Genomic DNA, 18,661 nt, shown 5'->3' with positions numbered 1-18,661 from the left:
GAGCTCCTCGGGGCTGAACCGCGGCTCGGGCGGGACCTCGGGCCGGGACTCCGGGCGTGTCTGCGGCAGCGGGTCGGGCTGCCATGCTGTTCCCTGCGCCACCGACGCCGTACTCTGGCTGCTCATTCGGTGACCTGCTTTCCGCGTGCGCACAGCGGGCAGACTTCCGGCAGCCGGCAGCCGTGGCCGCCGTGCCCGCCCTTGGCCGGGTCATGGCGGGCTTCGAAGGTGCTGCCGGACATGATCCGGGCGGCTTCGCCGACGAGGTCCAGTGCCCAGTTCGCGTCGGGGTCGAGCGGCGGCTGGCTCTGCACCCCGGGGCTCTTGGTGCCCGTGCCGAGCTGGGCCAGTACCGCCCCGCCGGGCAGCAGCGGAGTTCCGTCGTCGGGGCCGGAGAAACCGCCGGCAAGGACCGCGGCCTGGTAGGCGCCCAGCTGGGGGTGCCGTTCGAGTTCGGCCTTACCGGGCTGCCGTTTGCCGGTCTTCAGGTCCACGATGACCAGGCGGCCCTCGGCGTCGATCTCCAGCCTGTCGACTTGCCCGCGGAGCACGGCAGGCCGCGCCGGCCAGTTCTCATCCCCCTCCGGACCGCCCTCCGGGACCACGTCGGGCAGCTTCACTTCGAAGTCCCGCTCGACGCCGAGCAGGCTTCTCCCCTCGCTGCGCATGATCAGGACATACTGGGCCAGCTTCCGGACCATCGTCTCGGCCCGCTGGAAGTCGAGTTTGCCCTCCCAGTTGTCCTTCATCCCGAGCGCCGGCCAGCGCTTGACCAGTTCCGCAACGTACTCCCCACCTGAGGCGTCCGGGAGGTCCTGGGCGATCGCATGGACCAGCGTTCCGAGGCTGCGGGCGAAGTCGGTGGCAGCCTCTCCGCCCGCAGCCTGGACGAACCAGTCCAGCGGCGACTTCTGTACGGTTTCTACCTTGGAGGGCGAGACGAAGACGGTGCTGCCGGCCGGCACCACCGGGTCGGTTGAAGACAGCGGAGCGAGGCCCCACCAGCTGCCAGGGTGGGCGCCGGGCACGGGCGGTTCGGCCGCGGCGAGGGACCCCAGTACGGCGGCCGCTTCCGCCGCTTCGGCGGAACCGGCGTCAAGCTGGGCGTGCTGGCGCAGTTCCGCGACCAGCGCCCGGAGGGTCAGCGGCCGTTCCACCGGGGTGAAGCCGCGCCGGTCCTGGTCCGGGTCCAGCGGCGAAACGTAGTCCAGAAACGAAGAGGGCTGCTCATCCTCGGAGGAGACGGCGGTACAGATGAGGACCTCCTGGGCGCGCGAGACCGCGGTGGAGAAGCTGCGCAGCTCGTCGTAGCGGATCTCACGCAGCCGGCTCAGCGGATCGAGTTGCAGGGCGTACTCGACACCGTGTTCCACTGCGTCGGCAAAGACCGTGCTGCCCAGCAGCTCCCCGCGCAGCCGGGTGTTGGGCCACACTCCCTCCTGCAGCCCGGGCACAATCACGAGCGGCCACTCGCGGCCTGCCGCGCTGGCGGGCGTCATCAGTTCCACCGCGTCCTCCAGCTGGGCACGGGCCGCCAGCGTGTCCATCGGCAGCTCCTGGCTCAGCAGGTACTCGAGGAACTGTTCCGGACCTGACCCCGGCAGCTGGTCCACGTACCGTTCTGCTGTGTGGAACAGCGCCATCATGGCGTCCAAGTCCCGGTCGGCGCGGGCACCAGCCGCGCCGCCGGCCAGGGCGGCTTCGGTCCAGCGGCCGGCCAGACCGGTGGAGTGCCACAGCGCCCACAGCACGGTTTCGGCGTTGCCGCCCGGCGCTGCCGCTGCCTCACGGCCTGCCTGGATCATCCGGGCCACCCGGCGGGCGGGCCGCCCCTCGATGCCAAGGGGCGCCAGAGCACCCGGCTCCAGCAGCGCCTCGACCAGCAGCGTATCGCTGGTGCGGCCGCCCCCGCCCAGCAGCTCCTCGCGGCGCAGCGTCTGGCGCAGCCGGCGCAGATCAATCGACGTCGCCCCGCCGATCCGGGAGGTGAGCAGCGAGACGGCGGCCTCGGGGGTGAGCATGGCCGGATCCAGGGCGACCGCATAGGCGTCCAGCAGGGGGCGCACCGCGACCTCGTCGCGGACCGCGGATTCGGCCACCGGAATCCGGACCGGGATGCCTTGGCCGGCAAGGTGGCGCTGGAGCTGGCTGAGCTGGCCGCCGTTGCGCACGATCACGGCGATATCGCCCAGTTCGCGCCCGTCATTGAGCTGGGCCTCCAGGATCCGCTGCGCCACGTAACGCAGTTCGTGCACCGGGGAGGGCAGCAGGTGCGCCTCAACCGTTCCGCCGGCTGCGGCGTCCGGCTGTTCCAGCCGGCGGGCCGACGTACCGCCCGAGCGCAGCGAGATCCGCTCCGCGACCGCCTGCCAGGCCCGGGCGACCGCGGGGGCGTGCCGGTGCGCGGTCCAGAGGGGCCGCTCCAGCACAGCGCCGCCGGCCGCCAGCAGCCGGGGAAGCTCGGCGACAAGATCCGGCCGTGCGCCGCGGAATCCCTGCACCACGGTGTCCGGGCAGGAGGTGACCAGCGCGTCCTTACCCGCGGCGATGTCCGCCAGCAGCTCGAAGACCGCTGGATTGGCTTCCTGGATATCGTCCACGAGGATCAGCTGGAGCCGGTCCCGCTCGGCGGCCAGGAACTCCGGGGCATCCTGGAAAATCTGCCGCGCCGCCGTAATGATGCCGGCAGGGTCAAAGGCTTCGGGCATGCGCAGGTCCAGGACGTCGCGGTACTCCGCGTACAGGGCAGCGGCGGCGGTCCAGTCCGGCCGCCCGCAGCGTGCAGCGAGGGCAGCCAGGTCCGGAGCCGTCCGGCCGGACTCGATGATGCGGTCAAACAGCTGGCGGACCTCCTGCCGGAAACCGCGGGTCTGCAGGGCGGCATCGAGGTCCGCCGGCCAGGGAAGTTCAAAACCGGGACGGGCATGGCCCTCAAGGAGCTCCTTGATGATGAGGTCCTGTTCCGGGCCGGACAGAAGTTTCGGTGCGTGCGGCAGCGGCAGGACGCCTTCGGCCTTAGCCCGGCGGATCACATCGAAAGCATATGACGCCCAGGTGCGTGCCGGCGTCGTGCTCAAGCTGCGGTCCAGGCGGGCCGTGAAGCGGTCACGCAGCGCATCGGCGGCGAGCCGGCCGGGCGCCAGGATGAGCATCCGCTCCGGATCGAGGCCGTCCCGCTCTGCCCGGCGGACGGCCGCCTCTACCAAAACCGTTGACTTGCCGGTGCCCGGCGCCCCGGGAACAAGCACGGGGCCGGAACCATGAGCGACGTCGACGGCGTCCTGCTGGTCCGGCGAGAGCACCGGGACTGTGCTGTGCCGTGTCCGCGGCGGCACGAGGCGTAAGTTTGGTTGGCTGGTGTTTGACTCGGTCACGCGGGTTTGGCTGGAGCTACTCACACAGACATTTCATCATTGGGGACAGACAGTTTATGCAGCTGCCGGTCGAGCCGTTCGGCTATGGCGTCGATCCGGTCGAAATCGGGTTCGGAGGGGGCCCAGCGGGCAGCCATCAGGTCCACCCGCCAGCGGCCTTCCCCGGTGCGCTGGAACTCGGCGTAGCTGCCCAGCAGGGGTGTCCCTTCGGCGAGGTACCGGGCCAGGGCGTCGTGTTCGTGCCCGGGCGGGGCGTCCCCGTTGGCTTTGAGAATGCGCCACCAGGGAACCGCACTGCCGTGGTGGCTGAGAACTGATCCGACCTGCCGCGGGCCTCCCGCGCCGAGCAGTTCGGCGATGTCCCCGTAGCTGACAGCCGCGCCCGCCGGCACCATTGCTGCCACTTCGAGCACCGCCTCCACATACTCCGTCCGCATGGATCAAGGTTACCTTCGCGCACTGCCTCCCAAGGGGCAAGTCCTTGCGCAAAACTGTCCGGGCCAGCCGGTAGCGTTGAGGCATGAGCACCTGGCATACCCTCCCCCGCGCGGCCTTCGACTTGGAAACGACCGGCCGGAACTCCCGCGCCGCGCGGATCGTGACGGCTTCGGTGACGGTCGTGGATACCGACGGCTCGGTGATCAAGGAACACGAATGGCTGGCCGACCCGGGAGTCGAAATTCCTACCGAAGCCAGCGACGTCCACGGCGTCACCACCGAACAGGCCCGCCGCGACGGCCGGCCGGCCGCGGAAGTGACGCGGGAACTCGCGGCGGTCCTGCAGGAACTGTTCGATACTGGCGTGCCGGTGATTGCGTTCAACGCCAGTTACGACTTCACGGTGCTGGCCGCCGAGTCGGCGCGCTACGGCGTTCCGCAGCTGCGCCGTTTCCCCGTTCTGGATCCGTACATCATGAACAAGCAGGTGGACCGGTACCGCAAGGGCAAGCGGACGCTCACTGCCCTGTGTGAGGAATACGGCGTGGAGCTGGACAACGCCCACACCTCTGCGGCGGATGCTTTGGCGACGCTGCGGGTCCTTGATGCCATGGCAGGCAAATTCCCGAAACTGCAGATGCCCGCAAGCCACCTCCACCAGCTCCAGGTGGAATGGGCCACCGCCCAGGCCGAAGACTTCCAGAGCTACCTGCGCAAGACCAAACCGGCCGCCGTGATCGAAGGGCAATGGCCGGTGCTGCCGCCCGAGGACGCCAGCCGGGGCGGCTTCTAGCCGCTCGGAGAGCTGCCCGAAGCAACGGCAATCGTGCTGGGACCGAGATCACAGCCGGATCACTCAGTAACAGGCTATTCAGGTCGCGTCTCTTATTCCGCTGGGGTTGCTGCTCGCCATGCCGTGTCCCGACGTTTACTGCGCCCACTGAATTTCCTGCGCCAATATTCCCTTTGTGACGAACCAGATTCGCAGGTGGATGCTGCTCCGCCCCGCTGAGATAATTAAGTTCAGCTACGGGCACGATATGCCGCGCCCACACCGCAACCGTCAAGGGATAAATGATCACAGTTACCGACCTCCGAAAGGTCTACCGGCAGGGTCGAAAGGAAGTCGTGGCACTGGACGGCGTCACGCTTTCGGTGCCCAAAGGCTCGATCCACGGCATCATCGGACACTCCGGGGCGGGCAAGTCCACCCTGGTACGCTGCCTGACGCTGCTGGACCGCCCCACTTCCGGCTCGGTCAGCATCGACGGCACGGAGCTGAGTTCCGTTCGCGACTCGCAGATCCGGGCAGCGCGGCGGCGCATCGGCATGGTCTTCCAGCACGCTAACCTGATGGATGCGCGGACAGCGGCAGGCAACGTCGCGCACCCGCTGGAACTTGTGAAAACGCCCAAGGAAAAGACCCGGACCAGGGTGGCAGAACTGTTGAAACTGGTCGGGCTTGAAGGGTTTGAGAATGCTTACCCGTCCCAGCTCTCCGGCGGCCAGCGCCAACGGGTAGGTATCGCCCGGGCACTGGCCTCGGATCCCGAGGTCCTGCTATGCGACGAGCCGACCTCGGCGCTGGACCCTGCCACCACCGAAGAGATCCTAGATTTGATCAAGGACCTGACACGCCGGCTGCAGCTGACCGTGCTGATCATCACCCACGAAATGAACGTGGTGAAGCGCGTCTGCGACTCCGTCTCGCTGCTATCCAGGGGACGCATCATCGAGCACGGTGCACTGCAGGACGTCGCGGGTGCACTGGACGGAAAGCTCGCCCGGGCCCTGCTCCCGCTGCCGCCGTCGGAACCCCTGCACGGGGCACTGCAGCGGGGACCGGTCCTGGAACTTCTCTTCTCCGGCGAAAGCGCCAGGGAACCGGTGCTGACCGGAGTCGCCCGGCACTTCGATCTGGACCTCAATGTACTGGCCGGCAGCGTCGAGACGCTCGGTGGCCAGCAGTTCGGCCACCTTCGCGTCCAGCTCGCCGAGAGCGCCGATTCCGAGGCCGTGTTGCGCTACCTTCACGAGCGCGGCATCAGCGCCAAACACGCGCCTGCGGTCGCCGCCCCGGCGGAAGAAGGAGCACTTTAATGAATGACCTTTTCGGCAACCCCGTGCTGGCCAAAGCCCTTCCCGAAGCGATCGTGGAGACGCTGCAGATGGTTGGAATCTCGGCTTTCTTCACCGTGCTGATCGGCCTGCCCCTGGGCGTCTTCCTCCACGTCACGGCACCTGGCGGGTTGCGCCCCATGCCCGTCACCAACCGGATCCTCAGCGATGTCATCGTCAACATCACCCGGTCCATTCCCTTCGCGATCTTGATGGTGGCCCTTATCCCGCTGGCGCGCGCGCTGACGGGAACCAGCCTGGGACCGATCGCCGCCTCCGTGTCACTATCCATCGGCACCATCCCCTTCTTTGCCCGCCTCGTGGAGTCATGCCTGCGCGACGTGCACCACGGCAAGATCGATGCCGCTCAGGTGATGGGATCGACGAACATGCAGGTCATCAGCAAGGTGATGTTGCGAGAATCCCTTCCGGCTCTCGTCGCAGCCGCGACCACCACGGTGGTGACGCTGGTGGGCTACTCCGCAATGGCCGGCCTGGTCGGCGGCGGCGGGCTGGGCAAGCTGGCCTACAACTACGGCTTCCAGCGCTTCGACGTCACAGTCATGATCGTCACCATCGTTCTGATCGTCGTCCTCGTCCAAGTCATTCAGCTGGCGGGCGAGCGGATCTCGCGCAGCCTCGACCACCGCTAGCCCCGGACACCCCTCACAGCCTTGCAGCGGGTAGCCGCCCTCTGCATCTGCGCGGACCACGGCACGGCCGTGGCTTCCGCCTCTCTTGAAAGGAACGCATCCGATGCGTAAGTCACTCTCCCTCCTGGCCACCGGCATTGTCACTGCCCTGGCGCTGACGGCTTGCGGTGGTTCGTCCACCCCCAGCGCCCAGGTCACGACCCTGGACCCGGCCAAGCCCGCCACCCTTAAAGTCGGCGCCAGCCCGGTTCCGCACGCCAAGATCCTCGAGTTCGTCAACCAGGAGCTCGCTCCGAAGGCCGGCCTCAAGCTGGACATCAAGGAAATCGAGGATTACCAGACGCCCAACACAGCGCTCAGCGATGGATCCCTCGACGCCAACTTCTACCAGCACCTGCCCTGGTTTGAGGACCAGGTGAAGACCAAGGGGTACAAGTTCGGCCACGGTGAAGGCGTTCACATCGAGCCGTACGCCGCGTTCTCGGAAAAGGTCAAGAACATCAAGGACGTCAAGGACGGCGCTAAGGTTGCGATCACGAACGACCCGTCGAACCAGGTACGCGCTTTGAAGGTCCTCCAGGTCTCAGGCCTGCTCAAGGACATCAAAGACGACACCTCCGTGCTGACGCTCAGCGACGCCCAGAACCCGAAGAAGCTGAAGTTCTCTGAGAACCAGCCGGAGCTGCTGATCAATGACCTGAAGGACCCCTCGGTGGACCTGGCCCTCATCAACGGCAACTTCATCCTCAAGGCCGGCCTGAGCACCAAGAACGCCCTTGCAGTGGAATCAGTGGACAACAACCCCTACGCGAACTTCCTCGCCTGGCGTGAGGACTCCAAGGACGACGCTCGGATCAAGAAACTCGACGAGCTGCTCCACTCCCCCGAGGTCAAAGCCTTCATCCAGAAGGAATGGCCCAACGGCGACGTGACTCCGGCCTTCTAAACCAGGGTTAAAGCACTTTCGGCACCCGCCACGGCGGGTGCCGAAAGTGTTTAACCCAGGCGCCGGTTGGCTCGCGCCTACGCGGTGGCTGCGGCGGCAGCCTTGGCGGCGGCCGGCAGAGCGTCGAAGATCCGGTTCATCGCGTCGTCGTCGTGCGCTGCGGAGAGGAACCAGGCTTCAAACACCGACGGCGGCAGGTACACGCCGGAGTCCAGCATCGAGTGGAAGAACGGCGCGTAGCGGAAAGCTTCCTGGCCCTGCGCGTCGTCGTAGTTGTGCACGCCGCGGGCCGACGTGCCGAAAGCCACCGAGAACAGGTTCCCGGCGCGCTGGATCGAGTGATCCACCCCGGCTTCGGCCAGCGCCGAGGACAGCGCGCCGGAGAGCTCCAGCGAACGGGCGTCCACGAAGGAGTACACCTCTTCGGTGGCGTGGGTGAGGGTCGCGACGCCGGCCGCCATCGCCACCGGGTTCCCGGACAGTGTGCCCGCCTGGTAGACCGGACCCACCGGCGCCAGGTAGTCCATCACATCGGCCCGCCCGCCGAGGGCCGCCGTCGGCATGCCGCCGCCGATGACCTTTCCGAACGTCAGGAGGTCCGGCGCCCAGGGTTCTGCGGCGTTGGCCGCCCCGCCGGTCAGACCCCAGTATCCCGAGTAGCCGGTGCGGAAGCCGGTAAGGACCTCATCTAGGATCAGCAGGGCACCGTGGTCGCGGGTGATCCGGGCCAGGCCGGCGTTGAACCCTTCACCCGGGGTGACCACGCCCATGTTGGCCGGAGCGGCCTCGGTGATGACCGCAGCGATGTTCGCACCGTGCTTGGCGAAGGCGGCCTCGACGGCGGCGAGGTCGTTGTAGGGCAGCACCAGGGTTTCGGCGGCGGTGGCAGCGGTGACACCGGCGGAGCCGGGCAGCGCGAGCGTTGCCAGGCCGGAACCGGCGGCGGCGAGGAGCCCGTCGAGGTGGCCGTGGTAGCAGCCGGCGAATTTGATCACCAGGTCACGCCCGGTGTAGCCGCGCGCCAGCCGGATGGCAGTCATAGTCGCTTCCGTGCCGGTGGAAACCATCCGGACCCGTTCTGCCGCGGGGACGCGTTCCTGGACGAGCGCGGCAAGGTTGGCCTCGTCCGGGGTGGAGGCGCCGAAGGAGAGCCCGCGGTCGACGGCGGCGTGGACGGCCGCGAGCACAGCCGGGTGGGCGTGGCCCAGCAGGGCCGGCCCCCAGGAGCAGACCAGGTCGACGTACTCGGCGCCGTCGGCGTCGGTCAAGTACGGGCCCTTGGCGGAGACCATGAAGCGCGGTGTTCCGCCCACGGAGCCGAAGGCACGGACCGGCGAGTTAACGCCGCCCGGCATCAGCCGGCGGGCGCGGTCGAAAAGTTCCTCGTTGCGAGGGTGGCTGGAAGTCATGGGTCCTATTCTTTCAGGTGCTGGTCGGGTGCCGTCCGCGGACCGGCGATCAGGGCGTCCACGCGCGGCGCCACCTCGGTGCCGAAGAGCTCGATGGAGCGCATCATGGCCGCGTGCGGCAGTGTGCCGTTGCTGTACTTCAGGTCGAAGCGGTCCACGCCCAGGTTTTGCTTGAGCAGGGCGATCTTGGCCGCGACAGTCTCCGGCGAACCGACGTAAAGCGCGCCCTCGGGGCTGCACAGGTAATCGAACTCGGCGCGGCTGCCCGGGCCCCAGCCGCGCTCGGCGCCGAGTTGGTTGCGCTGGCCGATCCAATGCGGGAAGAACCCTTCGCGCGCCTCCTCGTCCGACGCCGCGACGTGGCCCGGCGAGTGGGTGGCCATTTGTTGCATCGGGTGGTCGTATTTGCTCATGGCCTCCCGGTAGAGCCCGGCCAGCGGGGCAAAGGACCGCGGCTGGCCGCCGATTATGGCAAAGATGATCGGATAACCGTACTCGGCGCAGCGCAGCACGGATTCGGGGGTTCCGCCGACGCCGATCCAGGCCGGCAGCAGGTGGTGTTCCAACGGCGGGTAGACGCTGAGCCCGTTAATTGCCGGGCGCGTCCTGCCCTCCCACTTGACCGGCTTCTGGGTCCGGACCTTGTCGAACAGCTCGAGCTTCTCCTCGAACAGCACCTCGTAGTCGGCCAGGTCCAGGCCGAACAGCGGAAAGGATTCCACGAAGGATCCGCGGCCCAGCATGACTTCGGCACGGCCGTTGGAGAGCGCGTCGACGGTGGCGAAACGCTGGAAGACCCGGATGGGGTCATCGGAGCTGAGCACGGTGACAGCGGAGCCGAGGCGGATATTCCTGGTCCGCGCGGCCGCGGCGGCAAGGAAGACCTCGGGCGCGGAGACGGCGAAGTCGCGCCTATGATGCTCCCCCACCCCGAAGGCGTGCAGTCCCACCTGGTCCGCCAACTCAGCCTGTTCCAACAGTTGGCGCAGCACCTGGGCGTGCGGAACCGGGTGCCCGTCCGGGAATACGCCGACGTCGCCGAAGGTGTTCAGGCCCAGGAGGATGCGGTCCTGTCCCACCGGGGCGGTGGGGTTGGGCGCGGACGCCGGGTCGGGTACCGGCGGGCGCGTCATCAGGATTCCTTCAGCCAGCCGGCGAGTTCGCTCGCCCAGTAGGTCAGGACCATGTTGGCACCTGCCCGCTTGATGCCCAGCACGGATTCGGTGATGGCTGCGCGGCGGTCGATCCAGACGTTCGCAGCGGCAGCTTCGATCATCGAGTACTCCCCGGAGATCTGGTAGGCGGCCACCGGCACCGGGCTCATCGCGGCGACGTCGGCGAGGATGTCGAGGTAGCTCATGGCCGGCTTGACCATCACCATGTCGGCGCCTTCCTCGAGGTCCAGTTCCACCTCGAGGATCGCTTCACGGCGGTTGGCGCCGTCCATCTGGTAGGTGCGCCGGTCCCCGGTGAGTTGCGAATCCACCGCTTCACGGAACGGGCCGTAGAAGGCGGAGGCGTACTTGGCGGCGTAGGCCACGACGGCGGTGTTGGCGTGCCCGGCCTGTTCAAGGGCCTGGCGGATCACGGCGATTTGACCGTCCATCATTCCGGACGGGCCGAGGACATGGGCGCCGGCCTCGGCCTGTGCGACGGCCATCTGCCCGTAGATCTCGAGGGTCGCGTCGTTGTCCACGTAACCGTGCGCATCCAGGACGCCGCAGTGGCCGTGGTCGGTGAACTCGTCGAGGCAGACGTCGCTCATGATGACCAGCTCGTCGCCGACTTCTGCTTTCACATCGCGGATGGCCTTGTTCAGCACGCCGTCCGGGTCCAGCGAGGCTGTGCCGCGGGCGTCCCGCTGGGCCGGAACGCCGAAGAGCATGATGCCGCCGACGCCCAGCTGTACGGCCTCCGCGGCGGCACGTTTGAGCGAGTCGGTGGTGTGCTGCTGCACGCCGGGCATCGAGTCGATCGGGTTTGGTTCCGAGAGGCCCTCGCGGATGAATGCGGGCAGGATCAGTTCTGCCGGGGAGAGCCGGTATTCGGCAGTGAGGCGCCGCATCGCGGGGGTGGTGCGGAGCCGGCGGGGGCGGTGGGTCGGGAAGCTCATGTCTGGTCCTTCACAGTCTGCGGGTGGGCGGGGTGGAGTGGGGGTGCCCTGGATCCAGGGCCTCGATAACGGCCGCGACAAGGCCGGAAGGGGTGGGTTCGTCGGCGACCGCGGCGACGACGAGGCCCAGACCCCGGGCCTCGGCCTCCGTTGACCGTCCGATCGCGACAAGGCGGCAGGGGCCCAGCGGTGCCAGGGCTGAGCAGACGCGCCGGGCGGCGCTCGGGGAGGCGGCGACGATGGCGTGCAGTTCGCCGGCGTCGAGGGCCACCTTCGCGTCGGCCGGGGTCAGCACGGGGGCGCCGTGCTCGTCCGGGGGGAACAGTCCGGCCAGGCTTCGGTCCGGGTCCGCAGGGTAGTCCACGGTCCGGTAGGCGGTGACCGCCTGCACCCAGGCGCCGCGGGCCGCCAGTCCCCGGCGCAGCCGCGGGTCGGCGATGTCGGCCTGCGGAAGCAGCACGCTGCCCGGGCCCTCCGGCCAGATGTCCAGCAGCCCGGCTCCGGACTGCTGACCAGCCGGGGCGAGGTCCACGGCGATGTCCAGGCCTTCCAGTGCCCGGCGCGTCGACGGGCCGATTGCTGCCACCTGGAGGTTGCCGGGCAGCCAGGCACTGAGGGCAGCGCCGCGATCGGCCGCCATCCCCTGGAGGACCTGGACCGTGGTGACACTGCTGATAACGAGCCAGGAGTAGGCTCCGGCGCCGAGGGCGTCGAAGGCCACATCGAGTGAATGCTGGTCCGAGGCGCGTTCGAAGTCGATGAGCGGCAGCAGCAGCGGCTCGGCGCCGGTCTCACGCAGCGCGGACACCAGCGCCCCGGCCCGCTCCGGGCTGCGGGTGACCAGCACCCGGGCGCCTTCGAGCACCCTGGGCCCGGCGTCCCCGTCCGGCCGGAGGTGTGCGCTGCGGCGTCCCATCAGGCTGGCGTACCCCGGCTCAGGAAGCGGCCAGGTCGGCGATGTCGGCCGCGCCTGCCGCGAGCAACGCTTCGGCAAGCTCAATTCCCAGCAGCGTGGCACCGGCTTCGGTCAGTCCGTCGGTGGCTTTCTTGTCGCGGACAGTTGCGGTGCCGTCCACGGCGCAGACGACTGCCTCGAGGTGCAGCATGCTGCCCTTGCGGTAGGCGTAGGCGCCGACCGGGGCCGCGCAACCGGCTTCGAGCCTAGCCAGGAGGGCGCGTTCGGCGGTGACCGCCAGCCTGGTGTCAGGATCATCCAGGGCTGCCAGCGCCTGGGCCAGTACGCCCTGCGAGCCCTCGGTGGATCCGGCCTTGCGGGGCGCATCGGCGGTGCGGCATTCGATTGCGAGCGAGCCCTGCCCGGCCGCGGGGAGCATCACGTCGGTTTCCAGGAACTCGGTGACCGCGTCGAGCCTGCCGATCCGGTGCAGGCCGGCGGCGGCGAGCACGACGGCGTCGAGGTCGCCGGGTTTTCCTTCCACGACGGCACTGTCCGCGTTGCCCGGCAGGCCCGGCACGCGGCCGAGGCGGGTGTCGACGTTGCCGCGGATGTCGCGGATGACCAGGTCGGGGCGGGCTGCACGCAACTGGGCGGCACGCCGCGGGGAACCGGTGCCCACAGTGGCGCCGGCCGGCAGGTCGGCGAGTTTGAGCCCGTCCCGGGCGCAGAGTACGTCGCGCACGTCCACGCGCTTCGGCGTCGCTGCGAGCGTCAGGCCAAGGGCGGCACCGGTGGGCAGGTCCTTGAGCGAGTGGACGGCGACGTCGCAGACGTCCCGGAGCAGGGCATCACGCAGCGCCGCCACGAAGACTCCGGTGCCGCCCATCTGGGAAAGTGAGCCGGTGAGGATGTCGCCGTCGGTGCGGACGTGCACGAGTTCCACCGGGAAACCGCCGACGGCGGCCAATTGGTCCGCGGTCTGCTGGGTCTGGGTGAGGGCGAGTTTGCTGGCCCGGGTGCCGATCCGGATGGTCACAGCGCGGCCTGTCCGTCGGCAGCGGCAACAGCCTCGACCCCGGCCGGGTACGGGTCGTGCCCGGTCCCGACACGGGTGTCCGCGCCGGCGATCGTGGGCTTCTCGCCGCGGAAGTTCGCGCAGCAGCCCGGCCGGCAGACGTCGTACCAGGGTCCAAGCTTGGTCAGGTGCGGCCGGTCGGCGATGTTGTTCGACCTGGTCCGCTCGCTGATCAGGTCCGCGATCCCGGCGACGAATTTCCGGTGCGTTCCCGGCGTGGGTACGCGGGTGGCGGCCAGGCCCAGCTTGCCGCAGGTTTCCAGGGCTTCGGTGTCGAGGTCCCAGACGACTTCCATGTGGTCGCTGACAAAGCCCAGCGGCACGATTACGACGCCTTTGACGCCCTGGCCGGCGAGTTCTTCAATCGCGTCGTTGATGTCGGGCTCGAGCCACGGCACCTGCGGCGCGCCAGAGCGGGACTGATACACGAGAGACCACGGTGCGGTGAGTCCGGTTTCGGCTTCCACCCGGCGGATGACCTCGGTGCCGGTCGCGAGGTGCTGGGCGACGTAGGCGGAGTCCTGCTCGAACTGGCGCGGCTCCCCCTCCGAGCGGCCGGCGGCCTCCGCATCGCGGGTCGGGATGGAGTGCGTGGCGAAGAGGATGTGGAGCGGCGCGTCCGGGGTCCCGGCGGCTTCCAGCTGGGCGCGGACGTCGGCGAGGCCGGCCGCGGTGCCTTCGATGAAGGGCTCGACAAAGCCGGGGTGGTCGAAGTACTGGCGGACCTTGTCCACTTCGAGCTTGCCGTCCAGGCCGGTTTCGGTCAGTGCCATGCCGATGTCTTCGCGGTACTGCCGGCAGCTGGAGTAGCAGGAGTACGCGCTGGTGGTGATCATCAGAACCTTGCGGTGGCCGGCGTCGTACATGTCCTGCAGGGTCTGCGGGATGTAGGGATCCCAGTTGCGGTTGCCCCAGAAGACCGGCAGGCCGATGCCCCGGCCCGCGAGCTCGGCCTCGAGGGAGGCTTTGAGGTCGCGGTTCTGCTGGTTGATCGGGCTGATGCCGCCGTTGGCGCGGTAGTGGTGCGAGACCTCTTCGAGCCGCTCATCGGGGATGCCGCGGCCGCGGGTGACGTTGCGGAGGAACGGGATGACATCTTCCTGGCCTTCAGGGCCGCCGAACGAGGCGAGCAGCACGGCGTCGTAATCCTTGGGGGCCATCCGGCCGGCTTCGGTGACCGGGTTGATGTCCGTCACTGCCTCCGGGGTCTCCTGGGGATCCAGCGGGCTCATGCGAGCACCTCGGCGACCTCGGCGGCGCTGACGCGCCGGCCGGTGTAGAACGGAACTTCCTCGCGGACGTGGTGGCGGGCTTCGGTGCTGCGCAGGTGCCGCATGAGGTCCACGAGGTCCACCAGTTCCGGGGCTTCGAGGCCCAGGATCCACTCCCAGTCGCCGAGCGCGAAGGAGGAGACGGTGTTCGAAATAACCTGCGGGAAGTCACGGCCCAGCAGGCCGTGGTCACGAAGCATGGCCCCGCGTTCGGCGTCCGGCAGCAGGTACCACTCGTAGGAGCGCACGAAGGGGTAGACGCAGAGCCACTCAGCCGGCGCCACGCCGCGGGAGTACGCCGGGGTGTGGTTTTTGGCGAACTCGGCCTCGCGGTGCACGCCCATGGCGGACCAGGCGATTTCGGTGCCGGCGAAGAGCTTACTGCGCCGGATGTCGCGCACCGCGCGCTGCAGGGCTTCGGCCCGCGGGCCGTGCAGCCAGACCATGATGTCCGCGTCGGCGCGCATCGCGGAGACGTCGTAGCTGCCGCGGTGGACGACGCCGTCCTCCGCCAGCCGGCCGAGGAGGGCTTCGAAATCATCGGCGGCGTCGCCGCTGCGCAGGACGTCCGCGGAGCGCTTGAAGACTGTCCAGAGCGTGAAGAACTGCTCGGCTGATTCTTCGTTTTTGGTGACAGATTCGGCAGAAGTGTGGCTCATGGATACCAGTCTGCCCCCTTCCCCCGACCTAAGTCGAAACAGAGAACTTCTACAACGCGTAGAAGTGATTAATTTCACAGGAACACCCAGCGGCTCGTGATCTGCGCCGCCAGGCGGCGGCTTAGAGCCTGCGCAGCCGGAGCAGGGCAGCGGCGGAGCCCAGTGAAACCGCGACCAGGCAGATGCCCCACCCCACCAGCCCGGACCGACCGAAAGGTTCGACCGCGGACGCGGCCCGCATCGATCCGCCCGACATGGCGCTGGTGTCAGGGGCTGTCCCAGCCGTGACGGTGGCGCTGTACCGGGGCGCGGCCCCCGGGACTGATGCCACTGTGGCCGGCGTTCCGGCAGTTCCCGGCCCGGGAGTTCCCGGCCCGGCGTTCCCGGTAGCGGCGTCCGTGGGTCCGTCCGGCACAGTCGGGTTCGTCTGCCCGGGCGCCTGCGTGCCGGTCGGTTGCCCTGTGGGCGGCTGCGGGGCGGCCGGTACTGGCTCCGCCGTCGTCGTCCCGGGCGCGGAGGGGGAGCCTGTCCCCCTCGGCGGCCGCTGCTGCTCCGGTGTCTGCGAGGGCGCCGGCGTGGTTGAGGTCGGCGGCGCTGTGCCGGGGGCGGGGGTGGGGCCGGCAGTGCCCGACGTGGGTGATGGCGATGGCGGATCTGTGAGGCCGCCGATCAGGTCGTCGATTCCGACGGAGATCGAGGCAGAGGGCGTACCAGGGCTGGGCGCCGGCGTCGTGGCCTGGCTGGCGGGAACGCCGGCGCTAAGGGCCAGCGCCGTTCCCAACGCCGCTACTGAAGCGCCGCGCCGGAGGTTCCATTGGGCCGCCGGCGCGGCCACGATTTCGGGCCCGTGCTTGCTCATGGTCATCGACCTTAGCCGCCAACCATCCGCGGGAAAAATTTGCCGAAACGGCCGCTTTCCGGTTAGCGGGCTCTCCGCGGGGGCAGGAAGCCCGGCAGGCGTCAGGTCAGCAACGCCGCCACCTGCCGGGGAGTGTCGGCGACGATGGCCGCGAGGCCGTTTCCGGAAAGCCAGCCGCCGACCACCGCGAGATTTTGCTCCGCGGCGCAGAGTTCCCGGACCCGCCCTACCCGCTGCTTGTGGCCGAGCGCGGCGAAGGGGAGCGCCCCCGACCAGCGCACCACGTCCCAGTCCACGACGTCGGTCCGGGACAGCGGAACGCCAAGCAGCGCGGAGGCGTCCTCAAGCGCGGCGGAGAAGAGTTCCTCGTCAGTGCGTGGCTCCGGACGTGCCTGGCCGGGGCCGGGGCGGGCCCCTCCACGGCCGTAGGAGAGCCGCAGGACATGCTGTCCTGGCGGTGTTTGCTCAGCCAGCCAGACCCATTTAGCGGTGGCGTGGGTCAGGGCCTTGGCCCGGAAACCCGGGCTTTGTGGAGCGACCAGCACGCCGGTGCCGCGGGGTGCGGCGTCGAGGGCGGGACGGTTGAGCACCAGGGTCACCAGCCGTACGTCGGGGCCGGCGTCCGGGCGCAGGGCCGACAGGGCAGGCAGCGTGTCCGACAGGAGCGTGACGGCTGCGGGACCCTCCACCGCCACGACCAGCCGTTCGGCCTCGAAACGGTCGGAACCCGCTGTGACGCGCCAACCGCCGGGCAGACGTTGTACCGCGTCCGCACGCGTGCCGCTGAGCAGGCTAACGCCATGGCCCTGCAACTCGGCCAGGAGGGCCGTGACAAGGGTATGCATTCCGCCGCGGAGGCCGGCGACGGCGGAACCTGCCTTCTGCGGACCCGGCTGCTGATGGCCGGGTTGCTGACGGCCGGGCGGCTGTGAACCGCCGGTAGCGCCCCGGCGCTGGGCGGCGACCGCCGCGGCCAGCGATCCGTGCGTCCGGATTCCGTCGCGCAATCCGGGGGCCACCATGTCGACGTCGAGCAGTGCAGGGTCGGCCGAGTGCACTCCCCCGACGACGGGCGAGACGAGCCGGTCAAGCACCCGCCGCCCCATGCGGGCCCGGACCAGGTCCGCGACGCTGGTGGCTTCGGCAGCCGTTCCCACGGACGCGGGCAGCACGGCATCGAACCACGCGCGGGCGGAACCGAAGAGGCCCAGGGAACGCCGAACCTCCGGGTCAAAGGGGTTGGCAGGGATGCCCAGCACGCCGGTCTTCGGCAGCTCGCGGGGACCGTCGGGGAGCTGGACCCATGCCCCGCCCGGGTTCGGCGGAACGATTTGCGGACCGAGGCCCAGTTCTTCGGCGAGGTGCGCCACGGCGGAGGAGCGGGTGGCGAAGGATTCCGCCCCGCTGTCCAGGGTCAGGCCGGCCACGACGTGGCTGCCGACGCAGCCGCCCCATTGCCCGGTGGCTTCCAGCACAGTGGTGCTGACGCCGGCCCCGGCGAGCTCCCTGGCCGCGAGGAGGCCGGAGATGCCGCCGCCCACCACCACGGCAGTCGGCGCGGCGACCGGCGTACCGGGCGCGGGTACGGCGTTGGCGGCCATCGTGCTTACTCCGGGGCGATCGAGTGGATCAATTCGACCACGCGCGTCAGCACCGCGGGGTCGGTCTCCGGCGGCACGCCGTGGCCAAGGTTCAGCACGTGGCCCGGGGCCGAAGCGCCGGCCGCGATGACCTCCCGGACGTGGGCTTCGAGGACCTCCCACGGCGCGGCAAGCAGGGCCGGGTCGATGTTGCCCTGCAGCGGCACGGTTCCGCCGAGCCGGCGGTTCGCCTCGTCCAGTGGCAGCCGGTAGTCGACGCCGACCACGTCGACGCCGACGTCGCGCATCGCCACGAGCAGCTCCGAGGTCCCGGTGCCGAAGTGGATCAGGGGTGCGCCGAGGTGCCGGACGTGGTCCAGCGCCCGGGCCGAAGCCGGCGCAACGAAGCGGCGATAGTCCGCCAGACCGAGAGAGCCTGCCCAGGAATCGAAGAGCTGGCCGGCCGAGGCACCGGCTTCCAGCTGCGCGCGGAGGAACAGCCCGGAAGCGTCCGCGGCCCAGTTGGCCAGGGCAGTCCAGGTTTCCGGGTCCGCATGCATCATGGTGCGCGGGCCCAGGTGGTCGCGGGACGGTTTGCCTTCCACCATGTACGCGGCAAGGGTGAAGGGAGCGCCGGCGAAGCCGATCAACGGGGTACTCCCCAGCTCGGCCACGGTGAGCCGGACGGCCTCGCGGATCGGCTCTAGGGCTTCCCATGTCAGCTCGGGCAGGGCGGCGACGTCGGCGGCAGTGCGGACCGGCTTCTCCAGCACCGGGCCCACGCCGGGAACGATGTCCACCCCGACCCCGGCCAGCTTGAGCGGAATCACAATGTCCGAGAAGAAGACAGCGGCATCGACGTCGTGCCGGCGCACCGGTTGGAGGGTGATCTCGGAAGCGAGCTCCGGGCGCAGGCAGGAGTCCAGCATCGCCACGCCCTCGCGTACTTTCAGGTACTCCGGCAGGGAACGGCCGGCCTGGCGCATGAACCAGACAGGACGCCGGGAGGGCGTCCCGCCGCGGTAAGCGGTGATAAGCGGCGAACCGCCGGTACGGCCGTCCATCAGAGGGTGGCCGGCGTCGAGGCTGTTGGGTGCCGTGCCGTTGTGTGCCGTGCCGTTTGTTGCCGCAGCGCTAGGAGTCATGCCTTTGATTGTGCCGAAAACGGGCCCCAAAAGATAACGACAATCTGTCAGCGGGCTCTCCGGCGGCCGCCGCGGTGGCGTGAATCACACCCCGGCGTGCGCAGACCCACGTCCCGACGTTGT

Annotated in this window: 16 protein-coding genes; 4 read left to right on the top strand and 12 right to left on the bottom strand. The window is 69.3% G+C overall.

Translation table 11 applies throughout. The annotated features are described in order from the left end of the window. Positions 1–122: 122 nt before the first annotated feature. Positions 123–3,335, bottom strand: coding sequence for an ATP-dependent DNA helicase (locus tag QFZ61_RS08480; protein WP_307035099.1), 3,213 nt, complete (start codon positions 3,333–3,335; stop codon positions 123–125). 59 nt (positions 3,336–3,394) lie between these two features. Beyond that, positions 3,395–3,811, bottom strand: a complete 417-nt coding sequence (locus QFZ61_RS08475) for an MGMT family protein (RefSeq protein WP_307035097.1) — start codon at positions 3,809–3,811, stop codon at positions 3,395–3,397. 83 nt (positions 3,812–3,894) lie between these two features. Between QFZ61_RS08475 and QFZ61_RS08470 the strand changes: the two genes are divergently transcribed. The 4 genes from QFZ61_RS08470 to QFZ61_RS08455 all read left to right on the top strand — a co-directional run bounded on the left by QFZ61_RS08470 (position 3,895) and on the right by QFZ61_RS08455 (position 7,529). After that, positions 3,895–4,605 (top strand): 3'-5' exonuclease, encoded by a 711-nt coding sequence (locus QFZ61_RS08470; protein WP_307035095.1) that lies wholly within the window; start codon positions 3,895–3,897, stop codon positions 4,603–4,605. Between the two features lie 281 nt (positions 4,606–4,886). Further along, complete coding sequence (locus QFZ61_RS08465; protein ID WP_307035093.1) at positions 4,887–5,912, top strand: methionine ABC transporter ATP-binding protein; 1,026 nt, start codon at positions 4,887–4,889, stop codon at positions 5,910–5,912. Next, entirely contained in the window at positions 5,912–6,583 is a 672-nt protein-coding gene (locus QFZ61_RS08460) for a methionine ABC transporter permease (protein ID WP_307035091.1), read from the top strand. The genes QFZ61_RS08465 and QFZ61_RS08460 overlap by 1 nt, the downstream gene beginning before the upstream one ends. Positions 6,584–6,686: 103 nt before the next feature. Further along, positions 6,687–7,529 (top strand): MetQ/NlpA family ABC transporter substrate-binding protein, encoded by an 843-nt coding sequence (locus QFZ61_RS08455; RefSeq protein ID WP_307035089.1) that lies wholly within the window; start codon positions 6,687–6,689, stop codon positions 7,527–7,529. A 77-nt stretch (positions 7,530–7,606) separates the two neighbouring features. On the opposite strand, the gene hemL is transcribed toward QFZ61_RS08455, so the two are convergent. From hemL to hemE, 10 genes are all read right to left on the bottom strand, one after another. Further along, complete coding sequence (hemL, locus tag QFZ61_RS08450; protein ID WP_307035087.1) at positions 7,607–8,938, bottom strand: glutamate-1-semialdehyde 2,1-aminomutase; 1,332 nt, start codon at positions 8,936–8,938, stop codon at positions 7,607–7,609. A gap of 5 nt (positions 8,939–8,943) precedes the next feature. Beyond that, on the bottom strand, positions 8,944–10,071 hold the full coding sequence (locus QFZ61_RS08445; protein WP_307035085.1) for an LLM class flavin-dependent oxidoreductase: 1,128 nt from the start codon (positions 10,069–10,071) through the stop codon (positions 8,944–8,946). Beyond that, a complete protein-coding gene (gene hemB, locus QFZ61_RS08440) occupies positions 10,071–11,051 on the bottom strand; it encodes a porphobilinogen synthase (protein WP_307035084.1) in 981 nt (326 codons plus the stop codon). Before hemB ends, QFZ61_RS08445 begins: the two co-directional genes overlap by 1 nt. 10 nt (positions 11,052–11,061) lie before the next feature. Next, positions 11,062–11,967 carry a uroporphyrinogen-III synthase gene (locus tag QFZ61_RS08435; protein WP_307035082.1) on the bottom strand — a complete coding sequence of 302 codons (906 nt, stop codon included), beginning with the start codon at positions 11,965–11,967 and terminating at the stop codon, positions 11,062–11,064. Positions 11,968–11,986: 19 nt separating this feature from the next. Continuing rightward, positions 11,987–12,985 carry a hydroxymethylbilane synthase gene (gene hemC / locus QFZ61_RS08430; protein ID WP_307035080.1) on the bottom strand — a complete coding sequence of 333 codons (999 nt, stop codon included), beginning with the start codon at positions 12,983–12,985 and terminating at the stop codon, positions 11,987–11,989. After that, positions 12,982–14,256, bottom strand: a complete 1,275-nt coding sequence (locus tag QFZ61_RS08425; RefSeq protein WP_307035078.1) for a ferrochelatase — start codon at positions 14,254–14,256, stop codon at positions 12,982–12,984. The genes hemC and QFZ61_RS08425 overlap by 4 nt, the downstream gene beginning before the upstream one ends. Next, positions 14,253–14,954 carry a hydrogen peroxide-dependent heme synthase gene (hemQ, locus tag QFZ61_RS08420; protein ID WP_307035076.1) on the bottom strand — a complete coding sequence of 234 codons (702 nt, stop codon included), beginning with the start codon at positions 14,952–14,954 and terminating at the stop codon, positions 14,253–14,255. Before hemQ ends, QFZ61_RS08425 begins: the two co-directional genes overlap by 4 nt. Positions 14,955–15,075: 121 nt before the next feature. Continuing rightward, entirely contained in the window at positions 15,076–15,813 is a 738-nt protein-coding gene (locus QFZ61_RS08415) for a hypothetical protein (protein ID WP_307035074.1), read from the bottom strand. Between the two features lie 101 nt (positions 15,814–15,914). Next, positions 15,915–17,414, bottom strand: a complete 1,500-nt coding sequence (gene hemG / locus QFZ61_RS08410; protein ID WP_307035072.1) for a protoporphyrinogen oxidase — start codon at positions 17,412–17,414, stop codon at positions 15,915–15,917. Positions 17,415–17,419: 5 nt separating this feature from the next. After that, positions 17,420–18,538 (bottom strand): uroporphyrinogen decarboxylase, encoded by a 1,119-nt coding sequence (hemE, locus tag QFZ61_RS08405; protein ID WP_307035070.1) that lies wholly within the window; start codon positions 18,536–18,538, stop codon positions 17,420–17,422. Between the last annotated feature and the right edge of the window lie 123 nt (positions 18,539–18,661).

Source organism: Arthrobacter sp. B3I4, assembly GCF_030816855.1.
In the GTDB taxonomy this organism is placed as follows: Bacteria; Actinomycetota; Actinomycetes; order Actinomycetales; family Micrococcaceae; genus Arthrobacter.
This window is presented reverse-complemented; position numbering and strand designations above follow the sequence as displayed.

What these genes read in the sequence shown, in the direction of transcription:
- QFZ61_RS08475 (WP_307035097.1), bottom strand. Translation starts at nt 3,811, where the DNA reads ATGCGGACGGAGTATGTGGAGGCGGTGCTCGAAGTGGCAGCAATGGTG.
- QFZ61_RS08470 (WP_307035095.1), top strand. Translation starts at nt 3,895, where the DNA reads ATGAGCACCTGGCATACCCTCCCCCGCGCGGCCTTCGACTTGGAAACG.
- QFZ61_RS08465 (WP_307035093.1), top strand. Translation starts at nt 4,887, where the DNA reads ATGATCACAGTTACCGACCTCCGAAAGGTCTACCGGCAGGGTCGAAAG.
- QFZ61_RS08460 (WP_307035091.1), top strand. Translation starts at nt 5,912, where the DNA reads ATGAATGACCTTTTCGGCAACCCCGTGCTGGCCAAAGCCCTTCCCGAA.
- QFZ61_RS08455 (WP_307035089.1), top strand. Translation starts at nt 6,687, where the DNA reads ATGCGTAAGTCACTCTCCCTCCTGGCCACCGGCATTGTCACTGCCCTG.
- hemL (WP_307035087.1), bottom strand. Translation starts at nt 8,938, where the DNA reads ATGACTTCCAGCCACCCTCGCAACGAGGAACTTTTCGACCGCGCCCGC.
- QFZ61_RS08445 (WP_307035085.1), bottom strand. Translation starts at nt 10,071, where the DNA reads ATGACGCGCCCGCCGGTACCCGACCCGGCGTCCGCGCCCAACCCCACC.
- hemB (WP_307035084.1), bottom strand. Translation starts at nt 11,051, where the DNA reads ATGAGCTTCCCGACCCACCGCCCCCGCCGGCTCCGCACCACCCCCGCG.
- QFZ61_RS08435 (WP_307035082.1), bottom strand. Translation starts at nt 11,967, where the DNA reads ATGGGACGCCGCAGCGCACACCTCCGGCCGGACGGGGACGCCGGGCCC.
- QFZ61_RS08425 (WP_307035078.1), bottom strand. Translation starts at nt 14,256, where the DNA reads ATGAGCCCGCTGGATCCCCAGGAGACCCCGGAGGCAGTGACGGACATC.
- hemQ (WP_307035076.1), bottom strand. Translation starts at nt 14,954, where the DNA reads ATGAGCCACACTTCTGCCGAATCTGTCACCAAAAACGAAGAATCAGCC.
- QFZ61_RS08415 (WP_307035074.1), bottom strand. Translation starts at nt 15,813, where the DNA reads ATGAGCAAGCACGGGCCCGAAATCGTGGCCGCGCCGGCGGCCCAATGG.
- hemG (WP_307035072.1), bottom strand. Translation starts at nt 17,414, where the DNA reads ATGGCCGCCAACGCCGTACCCGCGCCCGGTACGCCGGTCGCCGCGCCG.
- hemE (WP_307035070.1), bottom strand. Translation starts at nt 18,538, where the DNA reads ATGACTCCTAGCGCTGCGGCAACAAACGGCACGGCACACAACGGCACG.